The organism is Mycoplana rhizolycopersici, assembly GCF_013378445.1.
Classification (GTDB): Bacteria; Pseudomonadota; Alphaproteobacteria; order Rhizobiales; family Rhizobiaceae; genus Mycoplana; species Mycoplana rhizolycopersici.
On sequence record NZ_JABXYK010000005.1, the window covers coordinates 175093 to 199762 of the forward strand.

The 24670-nt window shown below is 63.7% G+C and carries 26 protein-coding genes; 4 read left to right on the forward strand and 22 right to left on the reverse strand.

Annotated features, from left to right (window positions below):
• Positions 1-201 precede the first annotated feature (201 nt).
• The 12 genes from HV823_RS10145 to ybgC all read right to left on the reverse strand — a co-directional run bounded on the left by HV823_RS10145 (position 202) and on the right by ybgC (position 13784).
• The gene (locus HV823_RS10145) at positions 202-1047 is read right to left on the reverse strand and encodes an outer membrane protein (RefSeq protein ID WP_176949601.1); all 846 of its coding nucleotides are present in this window, start codon (positions 1045-1047) and stop codon (positions 202-204) included.
• Positions 1048-1229: 182 nt separating this feature from the next.
• Positions 1230-2054, reverse strand: coding sequence for an outer membrane protein (locus tag HV823_RS10150; protein ID WP_176949602.1), 825 nt, complete (start codon positions 2052-2054; stop codon positions 1230-1232).
• A gap of 269 nt (positions 2055-2323) precedes the next feature.
• Positions 2324-3676: a phosphoglucosamine mutase gene (gene glmM / locus HV823_RS10155; RefSeq protein ID WP_176949603.1), complete on the reverse strand. Its 1353-nt coding sequence runs from the start codon at positions 3674-3676 to the stop codon at positions 2324-2326.
• A gap of 211 nt (positions 3677-3887) precedes the next feature.
• Complete coding sequence (gene ftsH, locus HV823_RS10160; protein ID WP_176949604.1) at positions 3888-5810, reverse strand: ATP-dependent zinc metalloprotease FtsH; 1923 nt, start codon at positions 5808-5810, stop codon at positions 3888-3890.
• 184 nt (positions 5811-5994) lie between these two features.
• The gene (tilS, locus tag HV823_RS10165; protein WP_176949605.1) at positions 5995-7317 is read right to left on the reverse strand and encodes a tRNA lysidine(34) synthetase TilS; all 1323 of its coding nucleotides are present in this window, start codon (positions 7315-7317) and stop codon (positions 5995-5997) included.
• A 23-nt stretch (positions 7318-7340) separates the two neighbouring features.
• Positions 7341-8321 (reverse strand): tol-pal system protein YbgF, encoded by a 981-nt coding sequence (gene ybgF / locus HV823_RS10170; protein WP_176949606.1) that lies wholly within the window; start codon positions 8319-8321, stop codon positions 7341-7343.
• A 213-nt stretch (positions 8322-8534) separates the two neighbouring features.
• A complete protein-coding gene (gene pal, locus HV823_RS10175) occupies positions 8535-9059 on the reverse strand; it encodes a peptidoglycan-associated lipoprotein Pal (RefSeq protein WP_176949607.1) in 525 nt (174 codons plus the stop codon).
• 253 nt (positions 9060-9312) lie between these two features.
• Positions 9313-10617 carry a Tol-Pal system beta propeller repeat protein TolB gene (gene tolB, locus HV823_RS10180; RefSeq protein WP_176949608.1) on the reverse strand — a complete coding sequence of 435 codons (1305 nt, stop codon included), beginning with the start codon at positions 10615-10617 and terminating at the stop codon, positions 9313-9315.
• Between the two features lie 35 nt (positions 10618-10652).
• Positions 10653-11720: a cell envelope integrity TolA family protein gene (locus tag HV823_RS10185; protein ID WP_176949609.1), complete on the reverse strand. Its 1068-nt coding sequence runs from the start codon at positions 11718-11720 to the stop codon at positions 10653-10655.
• Positions 11721-11728: 8 nt separating this feature from the next.
• Entirely contained in the window at positions 11729-12178 is a 450-nt protein-coding gene (gene tolR, locus HV823_RS10190) for a protein TolR (RefSeq protein WP_176949610.1), read from the reverse strand.
• Positions 12179-12209: 31 nt separating this feature from the next.
• Entirely contained in the window at positions 12210-12929 is a 720-nt protein-coding gene (gene tolQ, locus HV823_RS10195) for a protein TolQ (protein ID WP_176949611.1), read from the reverse strand.
• A 390-nt stretch (positions 12930-13319) separates the two neighbouring features.
• Positions 13320-13784, reverse strand: a complete 465-nt coding sequence (ybgC, locus tag HV823_RS10200) for a tol-pal system-associated acyl-CoA thioesterase (RefSeq protein WP_176949612.1) — start codon at positions 13782-13784, stop codon at positions 13320-13322.
• A 151-nt stretch (positions 13785-13935) separates the two neighbouring features.
• Between ybgC and HV823_RS10205 the strand changes: the two genes are divergently transcribed.
• The 3 genes from HV823_RS10205 to HV823_RS10215 are packed head-to-tail and all read left to right on the forward strand — an operon-like array spanning position 13936 to position 16945.
• On the forward strand, positions 13936-15156 hold the full coding sequence (locus tag HV823_RS10205) for an NAD-dependent epimerase/dehydratase family protein (RefSeq protein WP_176949755.1): 1221 nt from the start codon (positions 13936-13938) through the stop codon (positions 15154-15156).
• Positions 15153-16052, forward strand: a complete 900-nt coding sequence (locus tag HV823_RS10210) for a glycosyltransferase (protein ID WP_176949613.1) — start codon at positions 15153-15155, stop codon at positions 16050-16052. The genes HV823_RS10205 and HV823_RS10210 overlap by 4 nt, the downstream gene beginning before the upstream one ends.
• Positions 16049-16945, forward strand: coding sequence for an NAD-dependent epimerase/dehydratase family protein (locus tag HV823_RS10215; protein ID WP_176949614.1), 897 nt, complete (start codon positions 16049-16051; stop codon positions 16943-16945). Before HV823_RS10210 ends, HV823_RS10215 begins: the two co-directional genes overlap by 4 nt.
• A 183-nt stretch (positions 16946-17128) precedes the next feature.
• On the opposite strand, the gene ruvB is transcribed toward HV823_RS10215, so the two are convergent.
• From ruvB to ruvC, 7 genes are all read right to left on the reverse strand, one after another.
• Positions 17129-18169: a Holliday junction branch migration DNA helicase RuvB gene (gene ruvB, locus HV823_RS10220; protein ID WP_176949615.1), complete on the reverse strand. Its 1041-nt coding sequence runs from the start codon at positions 18167-18169 to the stop codon at positions 17129-17131.
• Positions 18166-18582: a type II toxin-antitoxin system VapC family toxin gene (locus tag HV823_RS10225; RefSeq protein ID WP_176949616.1), complete on the reverse strand. Its 417-nt coding sequence runs from the start codon at positions 18580-18582 to the stop codon at positions 18166-18168. The genes ruvB and HV823_RS10225 overlap by 4 nt, the downstream gene beginning before the upstream one ends.
• Positions 18561-18848, reverse strand: coding sequence for an AbrB/MazE/SpoVT family DNA-binding domain-containing protein (locus HV823_RS10230; protein WP_176949617.1), 288 nt, complete (start codon positions 18846-18848; stop codon positions 18561-18563). The genes HV823_RS10225 and HV823_RS10230 overlap by 22 nt, the downstream gene beginning before the upstream one ends.
• Before the next feature lie 54 nt (positions 18849-18902).
• A complete protein-coding gene (ruvA, locus tag HV823_RS10235; RefSeq protein ID WP_176949618.1) occupies positions 18903-19520 on the reverse strand; it encodes a Holliday junction branch migration protein RuvA in 618 nt (205 codons plus the stop codon).
• A 13-nt stretch (positions 19521-19533) separates the two neighbouring features.
• A complete protein-coding gene (locus HV823_RS10240; RefSeq protein WP_176949619.1) occupies positions 19534-19947 on the reverse strand; it encodes a type II toxin-antitoxin system VapC family toxin in 414 nt (137 codons plus the stop codon).
• Positions 19947-20201, reverse strand: coding sequence for an AbrB/MazE/SpoVT family DNA-binding domain-containing protein (locus tag HV823_RS10245; protein WP_176949620.1), 255 nt, complete (start codon positions 20199-20201; stop codon positions 19947-19949). Before HV823_RS10245 ends, HV823_RS10240 begins: the two co-directional genes overlap by 1 nt.
• A gap of 61 nt (positions 20202-20262) precedes the next feature.
• Positions 20263-20775, reverse strand: coding sequence for a crossover junction endodeoxyribonuclease RuvC (ruvC, locus tag HV823_RS10250; protein ID WP_176949621.1), 513 nt, complete (start codon positions 20773-20775; stop codon positions 20263-20265).
• A 158-nt stretch (positions 20776-20933) separates the two neighbouring features.
• On the opposite strand from ruvC, the gene HV823_RS10255 reads away from it, so the two are divergent.
• On the forward strand, positions 20934-21971 hold the full coding sequence (locus HV823_RS10255) for an LLM class flavin-dependent oxidoreductase (RefSeq protein WP_176949622.1): 1038 nt from the start codon (positions 20934-20936) through the stop codon (positions 21969-21971).
• Here HV823_RS10255 and HV823_RS10260 read toward each other — a convergent pair.
• From HV823_RS10260 to HV823_RS10270, 3 genes are all read right to left on the reverse strand, one after another.
• Entirely contained in the window at positions 21956-22624 is a 669-nt protein-coding gene (locus HV823_RS10260) for a hypothetical protein (protein WP_176949623.1), read from the reverse strand. The genes HV823_RS10255 and HV823_RS10260 overlap by 16 nt on opposite strands.
• Positions 22625-22787: 163 nt before the next feature.
• Positions 22788-23534, reverse strand: a complete 747-nt coding sequence (locus tag HV823_RS10265) for a YebC/PmpR family DNA-binding transcriptional regulator (protein ID WP_176949624.1) — start codon at positions 23532-23534, stop codon at positions 22788-22790.
• 189 nt (positions 23535-23723) lie between these two features.
• Positions 23724-24560, reverse strand: a complete 837-nt coding sequence (locus tag HV823_RS10270; RefSeq protein ID WP_176949625.1) for an MBL fold metallo-hydrolase — start codon at positions 24558-24560, stop codon at positions 23724-23726.
• Positions 24561-24670: the final 110 nt, after the last annotated feature.

Sequence of the window (24670 nt, forward strand, 5' to 3'; positions counted from 1 at the left end):
CGGAAAGTGCCTTATCGCGCAAAGACTTGCGCGGCGGGATGCCGGATCAAGTCCGGCATGACGGGGGCATTGTGGATGCGCCGGAGAAGCTGTCGAGGCTGCGGCATCGCCGAGACGTTACCGCATAGCTCCCGCAACCGTACCAAGGCATGAAAAAGATGTCGCGCGCGAGCCCTCAAACAGCCTTCACCGATCCCGGTCCTACCACGTCGTGACGCGAATGCCTGCGCGGATTTCGTGGCGCTGGAAGCCGTCGTCGCGCGCCTTGGTGCCGGAGGCGCCCAGTGCCTTCTCGGCGCTGCTGTAACCGAACATCTTGCCGCCATCGACGTCGGAATAGCGGTAGCCGATGTCCAGCTTGACGCGGTTGGTCAGGTCGTAGGAGGCACCAGCCATCAAGGCGTAGGTGAAGCGCCAGCTTTCTTCGCCCGGATTACGGACGGTGCCGCCCTGTTCGGTACTGCCGCAGACGCTGCTGCCGTCGACGCAGGTCGCCCGCGTCTTCAGGTCGTCCCACTGCACGTTGGTCGCACCCACACCGCCGCCGATATAGGGCGTGAAACCGGCATAGGTGCCGAGGTCGATGTAGCCGTTGGCCATGACGCTGATGGCGTTGAAGCCGCTGTCCTGGGTGAAGTCGCAGCCCGTACCGGCGTTCTCGCCGGGGCAGGCACGCCCGATCGACGAATCAGCGTCGAAGCTCGAATTGAAGAAGTCGGTCGTGAGATCCGTTCGCACGAAGTTGTTGAACTGGTAGCCCATGCCGAAACCGTAGGAGAACGGCTTGGAGAAGCGGCCGTCGTCGAAACGCTCGCGGCTCTCGTCCGCCCCGCCCTCACCGATGTAGTTGTAGCTGCCGTCGCCGCCCTTGATCGAGGCAGCGTATCCGAGGTCGCCGCGGATGTACCAGCCCTGCGCAACGGCGACGGTCGACATGTCGACCTCCGGCGCCTCGATGACGGGATAGAGTTCGCCACCGGCAAATGCCGTGCCGGCCGACAGGCTGGCCAGGAATGCGGCACCGAGAATTGTCTTTCGCACGATCATATCTCGCCCCCACGACGGCCGGGATTGCGGCCGGTTAACTGAAGCGAGTATCGCAAGGGGAAGTTAAGACGCGGTTAAGCATGTTTGTTAACCACGATTTCGCCGCGGGCGGTGCGATACCAACGCAGAAAGCCGCCCGGCGGAGCACCAGGCGGCTTTTGAAGAAAATTCTGACGAAGAGCTTACTTGTAGATCGCCGGCTCGACCGGTGGCGGGACGTAGGGCACTTCGCAGGTGTTGAAGGTGTAGCGCAAACCGACGCGAGCCTCGTGGACGTAGAAGCCATCGTCCTCGCCCGGACCGCCGTTCATCGCATAGCCGAACATGTCGCCGCCGCTGATCTGGCGGAAGCGGTAGCCGGCATCGACCTTCCAGTTGCAGGTCAGATCGACGGAGGCGCCGGCCATCAGCGCGTAGGTGAAGCGCCAGCTGTCCTGGCCGTTGTGGCTGACGCTGTCGTCGCAGTCGTTCGGATTGTCGACCGAGCAGGAGGTGTTGCGCAGATTGCCCCAGTTGACGCGGGTCGCACCGATACCGGCGCCGACATAGGGCGTCACGCCGTAGTAGGTGCCGAGGTCGACATAGGCGTTGGCGAGCAGGCTGAGCGCAGACCACGAGGCGCGGTCGGTGGAAACGCAGTCTTCAGCAACGCCGCAGCTGCCGCTGGTGGAACCGTTGAAATCGCCGTCGAACAGATAGTCGAGCGTCACGTCCGTACGGAAGTAGTCGTTCCACTGGTAGCCGACACCGCCGCCGAGAATGACGCCGCCGTCGAGATCGGTGTCGTCGAAGTCCGCCTTGTAGCCGCCGGGGCCGCCCTGATAGTAGCTGGCGCCGCGCATGTGCGTCCAGCCATAGCCGACGTCACCGCGCAGGTACCAGCCGCTCGTGGAAACGGGCGCGACCTCCACCGGCGGCTGTACCGGTTCCGGTTGATAGACGTCAGCCGCATACGCCGATGAGCTCGCAATCAGAGCTGCAACGGCACCACTCAAAAACTTCCGCATGCCCCACTCCATAGTCATGTTGACCGGCACTGCATCAGCCCGCAGCGCCAAAATCCTCGATTGACATGGATAATGAACGGCAAAGGTTAAGTTGCAATTAACTACGACTATTTACTCTGGTTGTTAATGTTGCGGTAAGACTTACGGCCTGCGCCTGCTTCGGCAGATCGACGCGACTGGCGATTCGCATGAAAACGCGCAGCCTCGAAAGCAAAGGGGCCTCGCACGGGATGCGAAGCCCTTCAAAACCTGTTCGGTCTTGCGCTCGGTCAGGCGGCGCTGCGCACCGATCCGATGACGGCGACGAGTTCGTCGACGATGCGCTCCACCATGGCCCGGTCGTCGCCTTCCGCCATCACGCGGATCAGCGGCTCGGTGCCCGAGGGACGGATCAGGAGGCGGCCGGTCTTGGCAAGGGCATTTTCCGCTTCAGCAATCGCGGCCCCGACAGCCTGATCCTCCAGCGGCTTCCCGCCGGAGTAGCGGACGTTCTTCAAGACCTGCGGCACCGGCTCGAAGCGGTTACAGACCTCGCTGACGGTGCGGCCGCTGCGCTTGACGCAGGCGAGAACCTGCAGCGCCGCAACGAGGCCATCGCCGGTCGTGCCGAAATCGGAGAGCACGATATGGCCCGACTGCTCGCCGCCGACGTTGAAGTCGCCCTGGCGCATGTGCTCCACGACGTAGCGATCGCCGACCTGCGTCCGCTCCAGCCCGAGCTTCTTGCTCTTGAGAAAACGCTCGAGCCCGAGATTGGACATGACGGTCGCGACCAGTCCGCCACCCTTGAGCGTGCCGTCGGCAGCCCAGGTCTCGGCAATGACGGCCATCAGCTGGTCGCCATCGATCAGCTTGCCGTTCTCGTCGACGATCTGCACCCGGTCGGCATCGCCGTCCAGCGCGATGCCGATGTCGGCCCGCACCTCGTCCACCTTGCGGCGCAGCGCATCCGGGTGGGTCGAGCCGCATTCCAGATTGATGTTCGTGCCGTTGGGATCCGCGCCGATCGTCACCACGTCGGCGCCGAGCTCCCAGAGTGCTGCCGGTGCGACGCGATAGGCAGCCCCGTTGGCGCAGTCGACCACCACCCTCAGCCCGTGCAGCGTCACGTCGCGCGGCAGGGTGCGCTTGGCGTGTTCGATATAGCGGTCGTGCACGCCGTCGATGCGCTTAGCCCGGCCGATGTCGTGCGCCTTTGCCAGCTGCGGCACGATGTCGTCGTCGAGCATCGCCTCGATCTGCGCCTCGAGCTCGTCGGAAAGCTTGTAGCCGTCGGGACCGAAGAGCTTGATGCCGTTGTCCTGGAAGGGATTGTGCGAGGCGGAGATCATCACGCCAATGTCGGCGCGCAGCGAACGCGTCAGCATGGCGACGGCAGGCGTCGGGATCGGGCCGAGGACGAAGGCATCGACGCCAGCCGCAGTGAAGCCGGCGACCATGGCGTTTTCAAGCATGTAGCCCGAGAGCCGGGTGTCCTTGCCGATCACGACCCGGTTGCGATGCGTGCCGCGGCGGAAGATCGTACCGACGGCGATGCCGACCCGCATGGCGAGATCCGGCGTCATGGGGAAAACGTTCGACTGGCCCCTGATGCCGTCGGTGCCGAAATAGCGACGCTTCATATACGCTCCTGATATGTCTGGTTCGGACTGCGCGCGGGGCAAGGTAAAAACTGCCTGCGCAACAGCATGTCCCGTTCCGTGCCTGTTTGCCACAGATTGCGCCGAAGGGCATCTGAAATTCGGTTCTTGCCCGTTACAGCCCGTTACCATTTCGAACGAAGAGGGCCGGCCGCATGAACGGCCGGCCCTCTTCGTTTGTCGTAAAGGCTTGTTATTGCGGCTGCGGTTCCAGGCCGCCTTCCGCCTCGCCGCCCTTCTTCTGGCCGGCCTTGGGCACGGCCGAGCCACGGTGCGGCGGGCTGTCGTCGCCGAGGTCGCGCGCGGGCTTTTCGCCGCGGATGAGCGCCTTGATCTCGTCGCCGGTCAACGTCTCGTATTCCAGCAGCCCTTCGGCGAGCGCCACGAACTCGTGGTGCTTCTCGGTAATGATGCGCTTGGCCTCTGCATAGGCCTCGTCGATCAGGCGGCGGATCTCGTTGTCGATCTTCTGCGCAGTCGATTCGGAAACGTTCTTCGACTGGGCGACCGAATGGCCGAGGAAGACTTCCTGCTGGTTCTCGCCGTAAGCGACCTGCCCGAGCTGGTCGGAGAAGCCCCACTGGGTGACCATCGCACGCGCAAGCTTGGTGGCCTGCTCGATGTCGGAGGAAGCGCCCGACGTGATGTTCTCCTTGCCGAAGGTGATCTCCTCGGCGACACGGCCGCCCATCATGATGGCAAGGCGCGAGACCATCCACTTGTAGCTCATGGAGTAGCGGTCGCCCTCGGGAAGCTGCATCACCATGCCGAGCGCGCGGCCGCGCGGGATGATCGTCGCCTTGTGCAACGGATCGGCCGCCGGCACGTTCAGCGCCACGATCGCGTGGCCGGACTCGTGATAGGCGGTCAGCTTCTTCTCCGCCTCGGTCATTGCAGACGAGCGGCGCTCCGCGCCCATCATGATCTTGTCCTTGGCGTCCTCGAATTCCTGCATGGTGACGAGACGCTTGTTGCGGCGCGCCGCCATCAAGGCAGACTCGTTGACGAGGTTCATCAGGTCGGCGCCGGAGAAGCCGGGCGTACCGCGGGCCAGCACCTTGAGGTCAACGTTCGGCGCCAGCGGCACGTTGCGCACGTGCACTTTCAGGATACGCTCGCGACCGACGATATCCGGGTTCGGCACGACGACCTGGCGGTCGAAACGGCCGGGACGCAAGAGCGCCGGGTCGAGAACGTCGGGACGGTTGGTGGCGGCGATCAGGATGATGCCCTCGTTCGCCTCGAAGCCGTCCATCTCGACCAGCAGCTGGTTCAGCGTCTGTTCGCGCTCGTCGTTACCACCACCGAGGCCGGCGCCGCGATGACGGCCGACGGCGTCGATTTCGTCGATGAAGATGATGCAGGGCGCATTCTTCTTGGCCTGCTCGAACATGTCGCGGACGCGGCTTGCGCCGACGCCGACGAACATTTCGACAAAGTCCGAACCCGAGATGGTGAAGAACGGCACATTGGCTTCGCCGGCAACAGAGCGGGCGAGCAGCGTCTTACCGGTGCCCGGAGGGCCGACAAGCAGCACGCCGCGCGGAATGCGCCCGCCGAGACGCTGGAACTTCTGCGGGTCGCGCAGGAACTCGACGATCTCCTCGAGATCCTGCTTGGCTTCGTCCACGCCCGCGACGTCGGCGAAGGTGACGCGGCCGTGCGCCTCGGTCAAAAGCTTCGCCTTGGACTTGCCGAAGCCCATCGCCCCGCGCGATCCACCCTGCATCTGGCGCATGAAGAACAGCCAGACGCCAAGGATCAGCAGCATGGGCAGCAGCGTACCGATGTAGCTCAGGAAGCTGTTGGAACCGTCGGTCTCCGGACGCGCGTTGATGACGACGTTCTTGGCCTCCAGCCGCCCCGTCAGCGCATCGTCGATCGAGGGCGCGTAGGTCTGGAAGGTCGTTCCGGTTTCCACATAGCTGCCGACGATCTTGTTGCCCGTGATCACGACTTCCTTCACCCGGCTGCCGTCGACCTCTTTGAGGAACTGCGAGTAGGGAATGTCACGCGAGCCGGTCTGGGCCGGGCTCGTCTGGAACATGCTGAAGAGAGCGATCAGCAGGAGCGCTATGATGGCCCACAGGGCGACATTGCGGAAGTTTGGGTTCATCGGGCTTTCCGGGCACTTTCTCGGCTGCAGGGTTGCGCCGTTTCATTCGCACCTAACATAGGGTCGGAGTGACGCCTTGCCAAGGCAAACCGAACGCCGCGTGGGCATTTATCGGGATCATCGTTTACGCTTATGGCGGTTTTGCGGATCGCCAGGAACGCGCCTCGTAAATCACGCTTTTAGTTCAAGAGCAGACGCTCTCCGCCATGGCGGCCGGAGGCTTAGAAAACGGAGGAAGCGCGAACAATCGGGCGATGGCATCTGCCAGCGGCAGATCGAACAGCGGCAGGTAGCGATCGAAGGGGGACAGCACCGGGACGGCCGAGAACCCCGAGGGTGCCGGCTCGCCGCTGCCGGCACGTAGCCGCGGCCGCGCCCGGGCCGCGCGGGCAACGACGCCGGCGGGCACGCCGTCCCAGCAATAGGTCGCAGCCCCCCTGCCCGCGTCGACGAAGAGCGCCGTCCTGCCATGATTGCCGATGCGCCAGCGGCCGTCCCATACAGCCTCGCTGTCTGCGGCGATCTCGAGCGCTTCGGTCCCGCGCATCTCCCGATACAGGAACAGACCATCACGGCGGCGATCGAACGCCACGCGGCCGGCCGTGATCCGTGTCAGCTCGCCCCCGTGCACGAATGCGGCGAGACGATCTGCCGCATCCTTTTCCAGCCGATGCTCGCGTCCGCCGAGCACGGCGACGACGCTCAAAAACGCCAGCCAGGCGGCCTGCCCCTCCAGTGCAGCGAGCGATGCGGACGGAAGGCAGGCGACAGATGCGTCGAACACCTGCATGTGGCGGGAAAGGTAGGCGGCCCCTTCACGTGCGTGCCGCATGCGCGCTGCCGCGGCGGACTGCGCCTTCTCGTCCAGAAGGCGCCCCACCCCCTCTTTCCGGATACGGACGCGTTCGAAGGCGCGGTTCTCGTTGCTGGGATCCTCCAGCCAGGGCTGGTCGATGCCGTGCAGGTATCCCCGGATCTCCTCGCGCGAAACGCCGAGAAGGGGACGCAGCACCCAGACGGAGCCAAAAAGCAGCGTTGCAGGCGCAATGCCCGCAAGCCCCGCCCCTTCGGTACTGCGGGCCATCCGCATCGCAACGGTCTCGCGCCGGTCGTCGCGGTTGTGCGCGGTCACGATCGCATCGGCGCCGACAGCACGTGCGGCTTCGAAAAGCAGCGTGTGGCGCGCCGACCGCGCCGCCGCCTGAATGCCGCGCGCAGGCTTCTCGCCGCTCCAGCAGCGCGTGACATGGACGATCCCGCGGCGTGCGCAGAGCTCGGCTACCCAGCGCGCTTCTGCCACCGAGGCGTCGCGCAGCGCATGGTCGACGGTGCAGGCCGTGACCGTGAAGCCCGGATAGCGACCGGACTGCAACGCCGCATCCAGCGCCACCAGCAGGCCGACGGAGTCGCCGCCGCCGGACACGGCAACCAGAAGTCTCGCAGGCTTGGAAAAGCTGTTCAGAAAGCGGGCGATCGCATCGTCGATGCCCTGGTCATGTGGGCGCATCGCGAAATCGCTCCGTGTGCGGTTCAGCAGGCCAGGCGGCTCTGTTCGCTGGAAACCTTGGCCTTCACGGCCTTGGACGCGTTGGGATAGCGCTTGCCGACTTCGCGCAGCGTCGCGCATGCAGTGTCGCGGTTGTCGAGCGCGGCGAGCGACATGCCGAGCTTGAGCAGCATTTCCGGCGCCTTCTTAGACTTGCCATAGGTCTGGTGGGCGTTCAGGAACGTCTTCGCGGCATCGTTGAAATTGCCCTGCGAGTATTGCGCTTCGCCAAGCCAGAAGCTGGCATCGGCGGCCTTGTCGCCTTCGGGAAAGATGTCGAGATAGTCGCGAAAGCCGTTCTCGGCCTCCTGATAGTCGCCCTGCAGCACGTGTCCGTAGGCGGCGTTGTAGATGTCGTCCGGCCTGTCGAGCCCGCTTGCGGCCGTGCCGCTTGCCGACGGCAGGCTGGCGTCGAGGTCGGGGGCGGCACCGCTTCCGATCGAGGCGCTCTCGTTCATGTCAGCGCCGATCTGGTTGCCCTTCTCGTCGAAGCGGATCGAGCCGAGCGTCGTCTCCTGCTTGCCCACGTTGTCCGCAGCCGCAGTGTCGGAGGTGCCCGCGGCGGATGTATCCGCCGGGAGCTGGTTTGCCGCCGTCTGGCTGTTCTGTCCGTCCTGGCCGAGCGGCTTCTGCAGCGCGCCGCTCTTGCCCGTGCCCTTGCCGCTTTCGAGATCCTGGAAGCGGTATTCGTTGTCTTCCTGGGTCTTGCGAAGCTGCTCCTGCATCTGCAGCAGTTGGAAGCTCATTTCCTCGATCCGGCCGTTCAGCGAGCGGATCTGCTCCTCGAGCTGGCCGATGCGCATGAGCGAGTCATCGGACTGCGCCAGTACGATGTTCTTGTCCCCCTTGCCGCCGCCAGGCGAAAAATGGTTTGCCAGCGCCGAGAGTGGAGACGCGTGCAGCGCGCTCACCGGCCCTGCGAGGGCTGCCAAGCCGATAAGGCTTGCCGCGAAGATTTTCTTCATCCTTGCTTGTCCTGTTGGTCCAATTTCGCGCATTGGTGCGCTGCCGCAGGTTTTTCCATATGCTTTCAAAAAGCAACGGAGTTCGGCCAAAGTGTGATAAAAAACCGCGCCCGCAAGGGCAATGTCTCATTTCCCGCAGACCGGCCGGAAAAACGCAAAAGGCCCGCCATCTCCGGCGGGCCCTGCGGATCGACAGCGAGGCTGCCGGCCTGATTACATGCCCGCACCACCGAGGACGGTGACAGCACGGCGGTTCTGCGACCAGCACGAAATGTCGTCGCAGACGGCAACCGGCTTTTCCTTGCCGTAGGAAATCGTCTTCATGCGGCTGGCCGGGATGCCACGGCTCGAAAGGTACTGCTTGGTCGAAGCGGCACGGCGCGCGCCGAGCGCGAGGTTGTATTCGCGCGTGCCGCGCTCGTCGGCATGGCCTTCGATCGTGATCGCATAGTTCGGATACTTCTGCAGCCACTGCGCCTGCTTGTCGAGGGTCGCGGCCGCATCGGCGCGGATCGACGTCGAGTCGGTGTCGAAGAAGATGCGGTCGCCGACGTTGACGGTGAAGTCCTGCGTCGAGCCCGGGGTCGCATTGTTCAGGCCAAGTTCGCCTGCGCTGTTGGGCATGTTCTTCTTGTTGGCACAACCTGCGAGCGCCAGGCCCATGAACAGGGCGATGATCGCGGGGTTGCGGGCGAGGGTCTGCATGCGGCCAGCGGCCGGGACTTCAGTGCGGCTCATGAGCCGGTCTCCTTAGCATCAGTTCAACAGGGCTTGGGTTTCAATCAGGGTTGCCAGACTGTAACCGCACGCGGTTAATCGGCATTCAACGATCATGGTTAACAAACGATTACGCAAATACCCCCTGTCGTCCGCCTCAGAATGACGAACGCCGCCGAATCCCTCGCCTTACGGCCCTGATTTAACGGACTTTGAGGCGAGAAAGCGGCGGCGACGTCACAATTGGTTGCAGCTGGTTACAATGCAGACCCGATTACTCGAGCAGCGGCGACCATGCGGGGTCGGACGCATAACCGGCGGTCTGGATCTGCTGCTCGTTGTAGCCGGTGAGGTCGATCGAGAAGAGCTGCGGGCCGCCGGCGCCTGCCGGCTGGCGGAAGAACATCAGCACGCGGCCGTTCGGCGCCCAGGTCGGGCCCTCGTTGTGGAAACCCGTCGTCAGGATGCGCTCGCCCGAACCGTCCGGCTTCATCACGCCGATGGAGAACTTGCCGCCCGACTGTTTGGTAAACGCGATCAGGTCGCCGCGCGGCGACCAGACCGGCGTCGAATAGGAACCGTCGCCAAACGAGATGCGGTTCTGCCCCGAACCGTCGGCGCCCATGACGTAAAGCTGCTGCCGGCCGCCGCGATCGCTTTCGAACACGATCCGCGCGCCATCCGGCGAATAGGACGGGCCAGTGTCGATCGCCGCCGTCGAAGTCAGGCGGGTGGTCGTGCGCGAGCGCAGGTCCATCGTGTAGATGTTGGCGTTGCCGTCCTGCTGCAGGCTCATGATGACCCGCTGGCCGTCCGGCGAGAAGCGCGGCGCAAACGTCATGCCGGGGAAATTGCCGACGACCTCGCGCTGGCCCGTCTCAAGCTGAAGCAGGTAGACGCGCGGCTGCTGTCCCTCGAAGGACATGTAGGTGATTTCCTGCCGGCTCGGCGAAAACCGCGGCGTCAGCACGATCTCGTTGGAGTTGGTCAGCGCCCGCGCATTGGCGCCGTCCTGGTCCATGATGGCGAGCTGGCGCTTGCGGGCGTTCTTCGGGCCGCTTTCGGCGACATAGACGACGCGGGTGTCGAAATAGCCCTTCTCGCCGGTGATGCGCTCATAGATCGCATCGGCGATGATGTGGGCGACACGACGCCAGTTTTCCGGCTGGGTGTAGAACTGCTGGCCGGTCATCTGCTGGCCGGCAAAGGTATCCCACAGGCGGAACTCGGCACGAAGACGGCCGTCGCCTTCCTGCGAGACGCGGCCGGTGACAAGCGCCTGCGCATTGATGACCTTCCAGTCCTCGAAGCGCGGCGGCTGGTCGGGGTTGCTGATCTTCTCGATGAAGGCCTGCTTGTTGACGGGCGCGAACAGCCCGGAGCGCTTGAGGTCGGCCGCGATCACGTCGGTGATGCGCTGGCCGAGGTCCCCGCCGGCGACGAAATCGGTCACGGCGATCGGCAGCGGCTCGACGTTGCCCTTGTTGATGTTGATCTCGACGAGCGCCATGGCCGGCGACACGGTCGCCGCCAGGCCCGTCAGGCCGGCTGCGGAATGAAGAAAAGTGCGTCTCAGCATGCGTTCTAGGCCTTCCTAGTTTATGCCACCTGGCATCACATCATCTCGCTCGGATCGAAGTTCACCACGACTTCGCTCCAAGCGTCGTATTTGTCCTTGGGCAGCTTGTCGAACGGCGCGGACTTCAGGATCGCCCGGCGTGCACCGCCGGCAAGCGCACGACGTGCCGCCTCGGAACCGCCTGTGGCAACCACGTCCGGCTCGCCGACGATATTGCCATCCTGATCGAGCTGCATCGAAACCCTGATACGGACCTCGGTCGCATCCGCCATGCCGGGGATGATCGACCAGTTGTTCTGGATCAGGCCGCGCAGCGCATCCATCTCGCTCATCGAGAGCTTGGAACCGCCCGTCGTCTTCTTGCCGCCGAGCGCGGCTGTCTCGGTCGAGCGCTTGGCGCCGCCGCCCTTGCTTTCCGTCTTGTTCAGAAGCGCAGCCACCTCATCGGCGTTGAAGTCGCTTTCCTTGGCGGAAGCCGACTTCTTCTGCTCCTTCTTCTTTTCCTCGTTCTTGCGGTCCTCGGTCTTGGCCGTCTGCGCCTGGGCGGGCTTCGGCTTGACCTCGGGAACCGGTCCCGTCTCCGGCAGGGCTTCGGCCTCGGCCACCTCGGCGGGCGCTTCCTCGGTCGGCTTTTCCTCCGGCTTGGCGTCCGGCTTCACGTCCTGCTTCGGCTCGGCTTCGGCTGCGACCTCGGTCGCCGGCGTTGTCGCGGGCTCGGTCTTCTGGACCTCTTCCACCGGCTCCTCGGCCGGCTCGGGCGTCGGCACCGGCTTGTCGGCCTTCGGCGGCGCTGCGGCCGTCTCCGTGCTTTGCGGCTTCTTGTCCGGCGTCGGCGGCGTCTTCAGGTCGATGTCGTTGTCACCTGCGTTTTCAGCGTTCTCGACCACGTCCTGGCGCTTGGTCGGCACCGGCGCGGACTTTTCGGCCATCGGGGCCTTCTTGTCGCCCTGCTGGATCTGCGTCAGTTCCTCGATCGGCACGATGTCGACCGGCATCGCCTCGACGTCGGCTACGTCGAAGCTTTCCGGGCTGCCGATCGAGACCAGTGCCCAGGTGAGCACCAGTACGTGCAAGGCGGCGGATGTGGCGAGGCTGCCCTTCATCGCGGTCTTCAGTTGTCCGGTTTCTGCTCTGTGACGAGGCCGATATTGGTGAAGCCCGCCGACTGGATGCGCGACATGACGTCGGCGATCACGCCATAGGGTGCTGCGCCATCACCTCGAACGAAGATCCGCTCGGTATAGCCGGTCGTGGCGACCGCCTCGAGCTTGGCCGCGATCTCTTCGGCCGGGATCGCCGTTTCCTGCAGGAACACCGCGCCGTCCGCCTTCACCGAAATGGTGATCGGCTGCGTCTCGGCGTTCAGCGCCTTGGCCGAGGTCTTCGGCAGGTCGAGCGGCACGCCGACCGTCATCATCGGCGCGGCCACCATGAAAATGATGAGGAGCACGAGCATGACGTCGACGAACGGCGTGACGTTGATCTCGCTCATCACCGCCTTGCGACGACCGCGGCTGCGGCGTCCGCCGCCGCCCTTTGCTCCACCGACTGACATGCCCATGGATAGATCTCCTGCTAAAGGCCGGGGCCGGTTACTGCGCCGCCTGACGCGGCTGCAGCTTCTCGTCGATCTGGCGCGAAAGGATGGCGGAGAACTCGTCGGCAAAGCCTTCCATGCGTGCGGTCAGCTTGCCGGCATCGGCCGTGAACTTGTTATAGGCGATAACGGCGGGGATAGCCGCCAGAAGGCCGATCGCCGTCGCCAGCAGCGCCTCGGCGATACCCGGCGCCACGACGGCGAGATTCGTCGACTTCGAACCGGCAATCGCCTGGAACGAGGTCATGATACCGACGACGGTACCGAAAAGGCCGATGAAGGGACCGGCCGAGCCGATCGTCGCGAGCGAACCGAGGCGGGCTTCGAGTGCTTCGGATTCGCGCGCCAGCGTCACGTCCATGGCCCGGTCGATACGCATCTGCAGGCCGATCGGCGAACGCGCGCCGCGCTCGAAACTCTTCTTCCACTCGCGCATCGCAGCAACGAACATGGCGCTCATGCCGGTGGTCTGCCGGTCTGACAGGGTGCGGTAGAGTTCCTCGAGCGACTGCCCGGACCAGAACACCTGCTCGAAGCTGTCGAGCTGCCGGCGGGCCTTGCCGAAGGCGAGCGTCTTGTCGACGACGATCGCCCAGGTCCAGACCGATGCCGCGATCAACCCGATCATGACCAGCTTCACGACGAAGCCGGCCTGCATGAACAGCGACCAGAGGCTCACGTCCGTCGATGCTGCTGCCAAACCTACCTGTTCCATAGACTTCCGTCCCCGAATCCAAACACCCGGCACGGGCTTCTGGCCATCGCACCGGGTCTTCATCCCTTTGCCGGACCGGCATCAGAACCCTTACGGGTCTGCCGGGGCCGACGTTTCGCAAAGCCTGGGTACCTGCGCCCGTTTTCGTCCGCAGCGGTTTCCCGAGCTCTTCAAGAATGTCCGGTTGATGTTGCCGGCTGCCACGCCGATCCAACGCTTTCAACTGCCTTCTTGCCGTCAATTTTGGTTAAAGGATGACGTGCAGCGCACAAAATCCAGTGCGTTCAGTAAGACATCATTATGGTTAAGGGAGTATTACCGGCTGAACATCTTTGGCGCCCGGCAGCTTCTTTGAACGCCCGTCGCAGAAGCCAAACGAAGGCGCCCGGTTCAGCTTGCCGGCTCCGCCGCCCGTTGCAGGAACTGCTGCGCCAGCCCGTCCGGCAACCGGCGCGGACGGCCTTTGGCGTTGACGACGGCAATGACCACCTTGGCGGCTATGAGGATCTGCTCGCCGCGCCGCACTTCCTGCTGCAGCACCATCTTGGCACCGCCCGCCTTTTCCGTCCGCGTCAGGATGGTGACGATGTCGTCCATCTTCGCCGGTGCCTTGAAGTCGATTTCCATGCGATGGACGACGAACATCAGGCCTTCCGTATCGCCCTCGATCGCAAGCGATCCCTGCTCGACACCGAGGCAGCGCAGATAGTCGGTGCGGGCCCGCTCCATGAATTGCAGATAGCGTGCGTGATAGACGAAACCGGAAAAGTCGGTGTCCTCGTAGTAGACGCGCTGTATCAGCCTGTGGCCGTCCGCGGTCAGTTCGCCCGAAAGCGCATGGTCCAAGGTCGTCATTCAACTATCCGATGTCTGCGGTCCGATGCCGGCCGATTTTCGTTCTCTGTGAAGGAACCGGACGACAAAATCAAGAATTGTACTCCTGTCACATTCGGTCACTATGAGGGGACCGGTCTCAACGCAGAGGGGAAATTCCATGGCATCAGCGATGAAGATTGCGGTACTGGGCGGAGATGGTTTTGTCGGCTGGCCAACGGCGCTTCATCTGTCAAATGCAGGCCATGAGATCCACATCCTCGACAATCTCTCGCGCCGCTGGATCGATACGGAACTCGGCGTCCAATCGTTAACGCCGATGGATTCGATCCAGGAACGCACCCGCGTCTGGCACGCCCTCACCGGCCGCCGCATCCACTTCCACCTGATCGATCTGGCCCGCGACTACGAGCTTCTGAAAAGCTGGCTGCGCGAAGAGCGGCCCGACGCCGTCATCCACTTCGCCGAACAGCGCGCCGCCCCCTACTCGATGAAGAGCGACCGCCACAAGAACTACACCGTCAACAACAACGTCAACGCGACGCATAACCTTTTGAACGCGCTCGTGGAAACCGGCATCGACGCGCATCTGGTCCACCTGGGAACCATGGGCGTATACGGCTATTCCACCGTCGGCGCGGCCATCCCCGAAGGCTATCTGCCGGTCGGCGTGGAGACGATGGCCGGAGAAACGGTCAGCCAGGAAATTCTCTATCCCGCCAATCCCGGCTCCATCTATCACATGACGAAGTGCCTCGATCAGTTGCTGTTCCAGTTCTACGCCAAAAACGATGGCATGCGGATCACCGATCTGCACCAGGGCATCGTCTGGGGCACGCATACGCGCGAGACGCGCCTGCATCCGCAGCTCGTCAACCGCTTCGACTATGACGGCGACTACGGCACGGTCCTGAACCGCTTCCTCATTCAGGCGGCGATCGGCCATCCGCTGACCGTTCACGGAACCGGCGGCCAGACCCGCGCCTTCATCCACATCCAGGATTCGGTGCGCTGCATCGAGATAGCGCTTTCCAATCCTCCCGCCCGCGGCGCGCGCGTCGAAATCTTCAACCAGATGACCGAGACTCATCGCGTACGCGACCTCGCCCAACTCGTGGCCGGGCTGACGGGCAGCGAAATCGCCTGGCTGCCGAACCCGCGCAAGGAAGCGGCGGAGAACGACCTCGTCGTGGAAAATGCGAAGTTCCGCGAGCTCGGCCTCGAGCCGATCCGGCTCGCCGATGGGCTGCTGGGCGAAATCGTGGATGTGGCGAAGAAATTCGCCTACCGTGTAGATCGTTCGCGCGTGCCGGCGGTTTCCGCCTGGACCCGGGACATCGCGGCCACCGTGAACCACGACCCCGAAGGCCGGAGACTGAAATCGGTATCATGACGGAAGACAAGAGCGCGCAGCATGGCATCCAACGGCATGACACCGCAGGAAGCACGCGCGCCTATGTGACGCTTGTCACCAATGAAGACTACGGCAAGGGTGCCGTCGCCCTGATCCGCTCGCTGCGCATCACCAAAACGACGGCGGACATCGTCGTCCTGCATACGCCGGCGCTGGGCGGCGCGAGCCGCGAGATGCTAACAACGCTGGGCGCGCGCCTCATCGAGGCTGACCTGCTGCCGCTTTCGGACGCGTTCAACGCGCGCCATGCCCGGCGCGCGCTGCACGGCACGGCACCGTTCACCAAGGGCCGCAAGCCCGACTTTCACACCCCGCTCGACAACTTCGTCAAGCTTCGGCTCTGGCAACTCGTCGAATACGAGAGCTGCATCTTCATCGACGCCGATGCGATCGTGCTGCGCAATATCGACAGGCTGTTCGCCTACCCCGAATTCTCCGCAGCACCCAATGTCTACGAAAGCCTGCGCGATTTCCACCGCCTGAATTCCGGCGTGTTCGTCGCCCGCCCTTCTGTGGCGACGTTTTCCGCCATGCTCCAGCACCTCGACCGGCCCGACGCCTTCTGGCCGCGCACGGACCAGACGTTCCTGCAGGCCTTCTTCCCGGAATGGCACGGCCTGCCGGTGTTCATGAACATGCTCCAGTATGTCTGGTTCACCATGCCGGAACTTTGGAACTGGCAGAGCATCCATGTCCTGCACTACCAATATGAAAAGCCGTGGGAAGCGAATCATCCGAAGACGGAGGCGCTGATGCCGTTGATCAAGCTGTGGCATGCCTTCCATGATGGAGACGCACTCCCCGACCTCGACAGCCTGCCCGATCCAACCGCCCCTTCCCACCTGCACCAACCGGCCGGGCAGGTCGGCGGATGACACGGGTCCTCGTCTCGGGCGGCGCCGGCTATGTCGGCCGCTTCATCGTCGAGCACCTGCTTGCCAGCGGATACAAGGTCACAGTCGGCGGACGCACGCCGCCACCGGCCGGCTTCTTCAGCCGCGACGTTGCCTTCGTCCCCCTCCATCTCGATCCCGATAGCGACCAGATCGACGCTTTCGAAAACATCTACTACTTCGTCCACGCCGCCTTCGCGCACGTGCCCGGAAAATATCGCGGCGGCGAAGGCGATGACCCGCATGGCTTTCGCCGCGCCAACCTGGACGGCTCGGTGCGTCTCTTCGAAGCGGCAAAGGACGCGGGCGTTCGCCGCTGCGTGTTCCTCTCCAGCCGCGCCGTCTATGGCCCCCAGGCACCGGGCCTTCCGCTCGCCGAGGACATGCAGGCAAGACCGGATACGCTTTACGGCCGGATGAAGCTCGACGGCGAACGCAGCCTGCAGGCGCTCTGTTCGCACAACTTCATCACCGCCAGCCTGCGAGTGACGGGTGTTTATGGGCCGGCAGGCCCGGGCCGGCCGCACAAATGGCAGGCCCTTTTCAACGACTATCTGGCCGGCATGCCCGTTCCCGACCGCGTCGGTACGGAAGTTCATGGCGACGACGTTGCGTCTGCAGTCCGGCTGATGCTGGAGGCCGACCCGATGCGCGTCAACGGCGAGGTCTTCAACGTTTCGGACGTTCTCGTCGATACCCGCGACATCCTGTCACCGGCGCAGGCGGCGCTGAACTGTCCGCATCCGCTGCCGGCACCCGCAGATCGCGCAGCCTTCAGTTCGATGGCAACGGACAGGATCCGTATGCTCGGCTGGCGTCCGGGCGGAATGGAGAGGCTTGCGGCGACGGTCGCGACGTTGGCGCTCAAGGCTTAGAGCCTGTCGCGAGAACGCTGCCAACCACTTCAGACCACGATCATGCCCTCGGACAGTCCATCGCCGATACACATCCGCACCGAGGCCGTCGCCAGTAGCCTTCAAGAAAATAGTCTTCCGGCGTGCCGGCAACCGGAACCGGAGGTCACATTCTGGAACTACGTATCAGTCTGGAACTACGTATCAGTCGTCTTCGGAAAACAGCCGGAACTGCGACGCCTCCAGGTCCTTGGGCGGCTGCAAGCCCAGATGCTTCCACGCATTGGCCGTCAGCACCCGGCCGCGCGGCGTGCGCTGGATAAACCCCTGCTGGATCATGTAGGGCTCGATGATGTCCTCGATCGCGTCGCGCGGCTCCGACAGACCGGCTGCGATCGTCTCGATGCCGACCGGCCCGCCGCCGAAATTATGCGCGATCATAGAAAGATAGCGCCGGTCGAGCTGGTCGAGCCCCATCTTGTCGACCAGAAGTCGCGTCAGAGCCTCGTCGGCGATCTCCCGGGTCACCGCTTCGGCGCGTGCGACCTCGGCAAAGTCGCGCACGCGCCGCAGGAGCCGGCCGGCGATGCGCGGCGTCCCGCGCGCCCGGCGCGCGATCTCGCGGGCGCCCTCGTCGGTCATGCCGAGGCCCATCAGCCGCGCGCCGCGGCGCACGATCGATTCCAGCTCCTCGACGGTATAGAAATTGAGCCGCACCGGAATGCCGAACCGGTCCCGCAGCGGCGTCGTCAAAAGCCCGAGACGCGTGGTGGCCGCGACCAGCGTGAACTTCGATAGGTCGATCTTGACCGAGCGCGCCGCCGGCCCCTCGCCGATGATCAGGTCGAGCTGGAAATCCTCCATCGCCGGATAGAGAATTTCTTCGACGGCCGGGTTGAGCCGGTGGATCTCGTCGATGAAGAGCACGTCGCGCTCTTCCAGATTGGTCAGAAGGGCTGCGAGATCGCCGGCCTTGGCGATGACTGGGCCGGAGGTCGAGCGGAAGTTGACCCCCAGTTCCTTCGCCATGATCTGCGCCAGCGTCGTCTTGCCGAGACCGGGCGGACCGACGAACAGGACATGGTCCAGCGCCTCGCCACGGTTCTTGGCCGCCTCGATGAAGATCTTCAGGTTGGCGCGCGCTTCCGCCTGGCCGGTGAAGTCATCCAGCGTCTGCGGCCGCAACGCGGCATCCACGTCCTCGCCGCGCTTCTCCGGGTTAATCAGTCGGGCGGCATCGGTCATGAGAGAAGTTCCATTCCGGGGATCGCCTTCGCTGCCTTGCGATCAAAAGTTACAACCTTGCGGCAACCAACCTTCAGGGCCGCCCAGGCGGCGAGGTAATCAGCGAGATCGGAAATGGCCGCACCTTCCATCAGAAGCGTGGTCTCCAATTCCTCACCGTACTCGACGACCACTTCGGCCGACTCCAGAAGATGGCAGAGCATCTCCGTTATTTGCGGCTGCGGGTAACCCAGCCTCCGTCTCAGCACCCAGACCGTCTCCGCAAGAACCGAAGCACTCAGATAAACCGGATCCTCCTCGGTACGCTCCGACAAAAACCGCCGTGCAACGTCATTCTGTTCCGCGTCGTCATCGACAAGAAAACGCAGCAACACATTCGTGTCCACACCAATCATTTTGAACCGTCGCGCCATTCGCGGACGATCCGTTCATCGTCTTCCGCAACCGCGTCCATGATCGCGTCGTCGATCTCCTCGGTGCTTACGCCCTCAGCGTTTGGCGGCCGCCCGAGGAAACCGGCAAGGTCTGCCAGGCGCCCGTTCTTCACCCGCAGATAGACCCGGTCGCCGCTCATGACGTAGCGGATCTTGTCGCCCGGCTTGAGGTTCAGCGCCTCGCGGATTTCGGCCGGAATTGTCGTCTGGCCCTTCGAGGTCAGTGTACTGTCGTAAACGCCCATAGCCCTCTCCTTACTTTCTCAATCTTAGTAAGGAATCCTGTAGGAAACAAGGAATCACCGTGCCAGCTCCTTCAGGCCCAGCCGGATCAGCTTGGCGCTGTCGGCACCCTCCCCGCCGTTCTTGAGCGCCGCGGCGACGGCGTTCGCCGCCTGGTCACGTGAATAGCCGAGATTGGTGAGCGCAGAGACGGCATCGGCCACCGGTGCCGAGGCCACGCCCTCGCCGATCTCCTGTTTCAGCCCGATCGCGCCCGCAGCCTCGCCGGCAAAGGCCGGCGCCTTGTTCTTCAGTTCCGTGACGATCCGAACCGCGACCTTCGGGCCGACACCCGGGGCGCGCGAGACGGACGTCTTGTCCTGCAGCGCGATCGCGTTGGCGAGTTCGCCCGGCGTCAGCGTTGACAGCACCGCCAGCGCCACCTTCGAGCCCACCCCCTGCACGCTCTGCAGCAGGCGGAACCACTCGCGCTCCAGTGCCGAAAGGAAGCCAAACAGCTTCAACTGGTCTTCGCGCACGTAAGTTTCGATGAAGAGCACGGCCGCCTCGCCTGCCGAGCCCAGCTTCGACAGCGTCCGCGCCGAGCAGAAGGCGACATAGCCGACCCCGTGCACGTCGAGGACCACGTGATCCTCGCCGATCTCGTCGATGGTGCCCTTCAGCTTACCGATCATGGGGTCTTCCTGGTCATGGATGGGTCTCCGGGCAAATCAGCTCGACGGTAGGAAAGTATGCGCGGTAACCGGCGGGATCGCGGGTCAGGATGGTGTGTCCGCGCACCACTGCGTGTGCGCCGATCAGGAAATCCGGCAGGACCTTATCCCTTCGGCCGCCGTTGGCGCGATAGACACGGAACGCCTGCGCTGCAGCAAAGGCAGCCGACCATGGGAGCCCTTCGCGCATGAACTCCGGCTCGGGAAGAAGCGCCTCCACCTCTTCGGGCTTGTCGTAGCGAAAGGAGAACTCCGAATAGATGATCTGGTTTATGACGACGCTGCCGCGCCGACCGGCAGCAAGCAATTGCCCCAGCGACCAGTCGCGCCAGTCGGGATCACGGACGGCGAGATCCACCAGCACGTTGGTATCGACCAGCGTCGCCATCAGTCGCGATCCCTCGTGATGCGGGCGAGCGCCTCGGCATCGAGTGCCTGATCGCCGGTCCCCTCCAGACGCCGAAGTGCGCTCAAGAATCGATCAAGCCGCGCACGCTCTTCCGCCTCTCGCTTTCCATCCTTCGGGACGATCGTCAGCTTGCCTCCTTCGATAGCAAACACAACCTCGCTGTTCGGCTTGATGCCGACGAGTTCGCGCATGTCGCGCGGTATCGTTACCTGCCCCTTGGACGTGACGCGCATGGCACCTTGCTCCTTACAATGTAAGGAATATTCCAACCATCAGAACAAGTCAAGAACAAACCTATCCCGCAAGTGCCGCGATCCGTCCTTTCAGGCTCTGGCGGTTATGCGCATGGCAGATGGCGATCGCCAGCGCATCGGCGGCGTCGTTGCCCTTGAATTCCGCCTTCGGCATCAGGACCTTCAGCATCAGATGGATCTGCTGCTTCTCGCCGTGGCCGACGCCGATCACCGCCTTCTTGACCGCGTTCGGCGCATATTCGGCCACCTTGAGCCCGGCCCGCGCCGGCACCAGCATGGCGATCCCGCGGGCCTGGCCGAGCTTCAACGTCGCCGTCGCATCCTTGTTGACGAAGGTCTGCTCCACCGCTGCTTCGTCGGGCTGATAGGAGTGGACGACGTCGGCGAGCCCGTCATGTAACTGGCAGAGCCGCGAGGCGAGGTCCATCTCGCCGTCCGAGGTGACCGTACCCGAAGCCACGAAGCGCAGCGAGTTTCCGAGCGTCTCGATGACGCCCCAGCCCGTGCGGCGAAGCCCCGGATCGATGCCGATGATGCGAATCGTGCCTTGCATTGCGAAATCCTATTGCCGACGACGCGAACCTGCCAGTGAAATGTGAACAAAAGCAAAACATCCACAATCACCCGGCTTCCGTATCGATCGGTTCTTGGATTTCAAGAAATTGAACCTACATGGAACGACATTCAGATTCGCTCATACTGAGGTCCGTCATGGCGCCCTTTTCCATCCTCGATCTTTCCCCCGTCATCGAAGGCGGCACCGTCGCCCAGTCGCTGGCCAATTCGCGACAGTTGGCGCAGGAGGCGGAAAAGGAAGGCTACCAGCGCTTCTGGCTCGCCGAGCACCACGGCATGCGCGGCATCGCGAGCGCGGCCACCGCTCTGGTGATCCAGCATGTTGCCGCGGGCACGGAGACGATCCGCGTCGGTTCCGGCGGCATCATGCTGCCCAACCACTCGCCCCTCGTCATCGCCGAGCAGTTCGGCACGCTCGAGGCACTCTTTCCCGGGCGCATCGATCTCGGGCTCGGCCGCGCGCCGGGCACCGACATGAATACCGCGCGGGCCCTGCGCCGCAATCTCGAGACCTCCGCCAACAACTTTCCCCAGGACGTGGTCGACCTGATGGCGCTGATGGGCCCGGTCCAGCCCGGCCAGCAGATCGTCGCCGTGCCGGGCGCGGACAGCAACGTTCCCGTATGGCTGCTGGGCTCCAGCCACTACTCCGCCCATCTCGCTGGCATGCTCGGCCTGCCGTTTGCCTTCGCATCCCATTTCGCGCCCGACATGCTGCTGTCGGCACTCGAGATCTACCGCGAACGCTTCACCCCGTCCCAATATCTCGACAAGCCGCATGTCATGGTCGGCGTCATGGGCGTTGCCGCCGATACGGATGCCGAGGCACAACATCTCTTCACGTCCATGCAGCAGTCCTTCGTGACACTGCGGCGCGGCGCACCGACGGTGTTCCCGCCACCCGTCGAAAGCATGGACGGTCTCTGGAGCGAGACGGAGAAGATCATGGTCGATCACACGCTTCAATACGCCGTGGTCGGGGGGCCGGACACCATTCGCGACCAGATCGCCGGTTTCCTCGAAACCACCAAGGCCGACGAGCTCATCATCTCCATGCCCGTCTACCACATGGAGGCGCGGCTGAAATCTGTCCGGCTTTTTGCAGAAGCCCAAAGGACACTTGCAGGGGCCGCATCAGCCGGAAGCGGCGCCTCGGGTCATGCCGTTCCGTAGACGATAGCCACGGCCGCAAGCAGCATCAGGGCGAGGCCTTCCAGAAACGTCACGAGGACGGTGACGAAGGCCCGCCCGGTCGGCATCCCGAGATCCGCCTTGAACCAGCGGGTCTCGACCGCGAGATACCAGACAACGACCGCCGCGATGAGTGCCGGTCCTGCCATCGCAGTCGCGGCCGTATCGATCCTTCCGATCTGTCCTGCAACGCTGACGCCAAGCGCAAAGGGCGCGGCGACGTAGCACTGACTGTAGAACGGTGCTCGCAGCGTCTCGCGGTCGATGGCGATCTTGCGGCGACGCAGCAACCGGACCGACATCAGGAGCGGAAAGAGGCTGAACAGAATTGCCCGGAAGATGAGCAGGTTGGAATCACTCGCCAACATCGTTGGCCTGATCCATGTCGCCTCCCATCTTGCAAGCATCATCTCACTGCCATGGGCTATGAAGAGGCTGAGGAGCAAGAAGAGCGGCGGACTCAGCGTCTCCGTATATTGCTCCGGCGGGTCGTCGATGAGTTCGCTGTCCGCATATCGCATCATCGCCTTGGGATGGCGGATCGATCGCCACATCGTCACCGGATAGAACACCAGCCACGAGACAATCTCGTAAAGCAGTTCGTCCAGCGATTTCAGAAACTTCATAAGATCCACGCAGCACCCCCGTGCGCGATCACCGAACAGCGACCATAATTCGCATTCGCGGCGGCGACAAGTCGCCCGTTCCGGCAGACAAAGAAGGGGCCGCCGTGGCAGCCCCGTCAAAAATGCATTAGCCGTCGGCGGGCAATCAAAGCCCGCCGAAAGACGCCGGTCATCAGGCCGAAAGCTTCGCCATGACTTCGTCGGAGACTTCGAAGTTCGAATAGACGTTCTGCACGTCGTCGTCGTCTTCCAGGGTGTCGATGAGCTTCATCAGCGACTGCGCCTTCTCCTCGTCGACCGGCACGGTGTTCTGGGCCTTCCAGATCGCCTTGACGGTCTCGGCTTCGCCGAGCGTCGCCTCCAGGGCCTTGGAGACCTCGCCGATGCTCTCGAAGGCGCAATAGATCGTGTGGACCTCGTCGTCGGTCTCGACATCATCGGCGCCTGCTTCGATCGCCGCTTCCATCACGGTATCGGCGTCGCCGGCCGACAGCTTGTAGGTGATCTCACCGACGCGGTCGAACGAGAAGGAAACCGAGCCGGTTTCGCCAAGCGCGCCGCCCGCCTTGGTGAAGGTCGATCGGACGGAAGATGCCGTACGGTTGCGGTTGTCGGTCAGCGCCTCGACGATGACGGCCACGCCTGCCGGGCCGTAGCCCTCGTAGCGGACTTCCTCGTAGTTCTCCGCGTCGCCGCCGGAAGCCTTCTTGATCGCCCGCTCGATGTTGTCCTTCGGCATCGACTGCGCCTTGGCGTTCTGGATCGCCAGACGCAGGCGCGGATTCATCGTCGGATCCGGCATGCCGGCCTTCGCGGCGACGGTGATCTCGCGTGCGAGCTTGGAGAACATTTTCGAGCGCACTGCATCCTGGCGCCCCTTGCGATGCATGATGTTCTTGAACTGTGAATGGCCTGCCATGGCACCCCTGCACTTGTTTGATGCGCCAGCGACTGCATCCTTGAGCAAGGCCGCGCGCAGTTTTCTGTTCGGGAGCGAACCTATCCGCGTCCAGTCCGGCCGGTAGCTCCGATGTAGGAAATGGCCGCCTTATAGTTTTTATGAAGCGCGCCGTCCAGCAGGGACGACGAAATCCTCTGACGATGGGCCTCACACGCCGCGCAGCACGACGATCGTCGGCCGTTTCGGCAGCGTACGGATCGAGACGTCGATTTTTGCATCGTCGGCAAAGGAAACGTCGAACCCCTCGCCGAACATCGACAGGAAACGGTCGATCGGCGGGCCGCGCCTGTGCATCGGCAGGATCAGGGCCGACCGCAGTCGCTCCACCACGACGCTCATGCTCTCCGCGCCCATCGTAAGCCCGCCGTCCACCGGCACCATCAGCACATCGAGACGGCCGATCTCCGCATACTGCTTTTCCGTCAGTTCGTGGTGCAGGTGGCCGAGGTGGCCGATGCACAGGCCGGCCACTTCGAAAATGAAGATCGAATTGCCGTTCGCCTCCATAGCGCCTGTGAAGCTGCGAATGTCAGTCGGAACGTTCCGGATATAGGCATCGCCGGCCACGACATCATGGTCGGCCGGCTCGCCGTCGTCCCGCCATCCGTGCAGCACGTGCGCGATGTCGGGATCGGGTGTCAGCGTGTAGTGGCTGGAATGCGCCTTGTTCATCGTCACGACGGTGGGAAGCGAAGGCGGCTTGTACCAGCCATTGTAGTCGGTCGCGATCCTGATGCCGCCCGGCGTCTCCAGGAAGAAGGTCGAATGGCCGAGATAGGTGATCCTCACCGTCCCTTCGGCCGGCACCTCGGCCATCTTGACGTCCGACCCGGAGAAGCTGGCGAACGTGACCTGCGGCAGGGCCTGCGCGATCATCTGGCACTGGCTGACGGGCAACTCCGCTTCCTGGGCAGCGGATATTCGCGGTGCCAGCACGGCGAAACCAGATAGCGAAAGGACAAACAGAACGACCCGGGCATGCATCTTTGCGGCTCCGACCATCGACCGGGCGAACTATGCCCGTCGTTTTCCCTCTGGTCGACCCTCGCCACGCGCGCGTCGTTCACAATGCCGTCACCGCCCAGGCAGCGTCG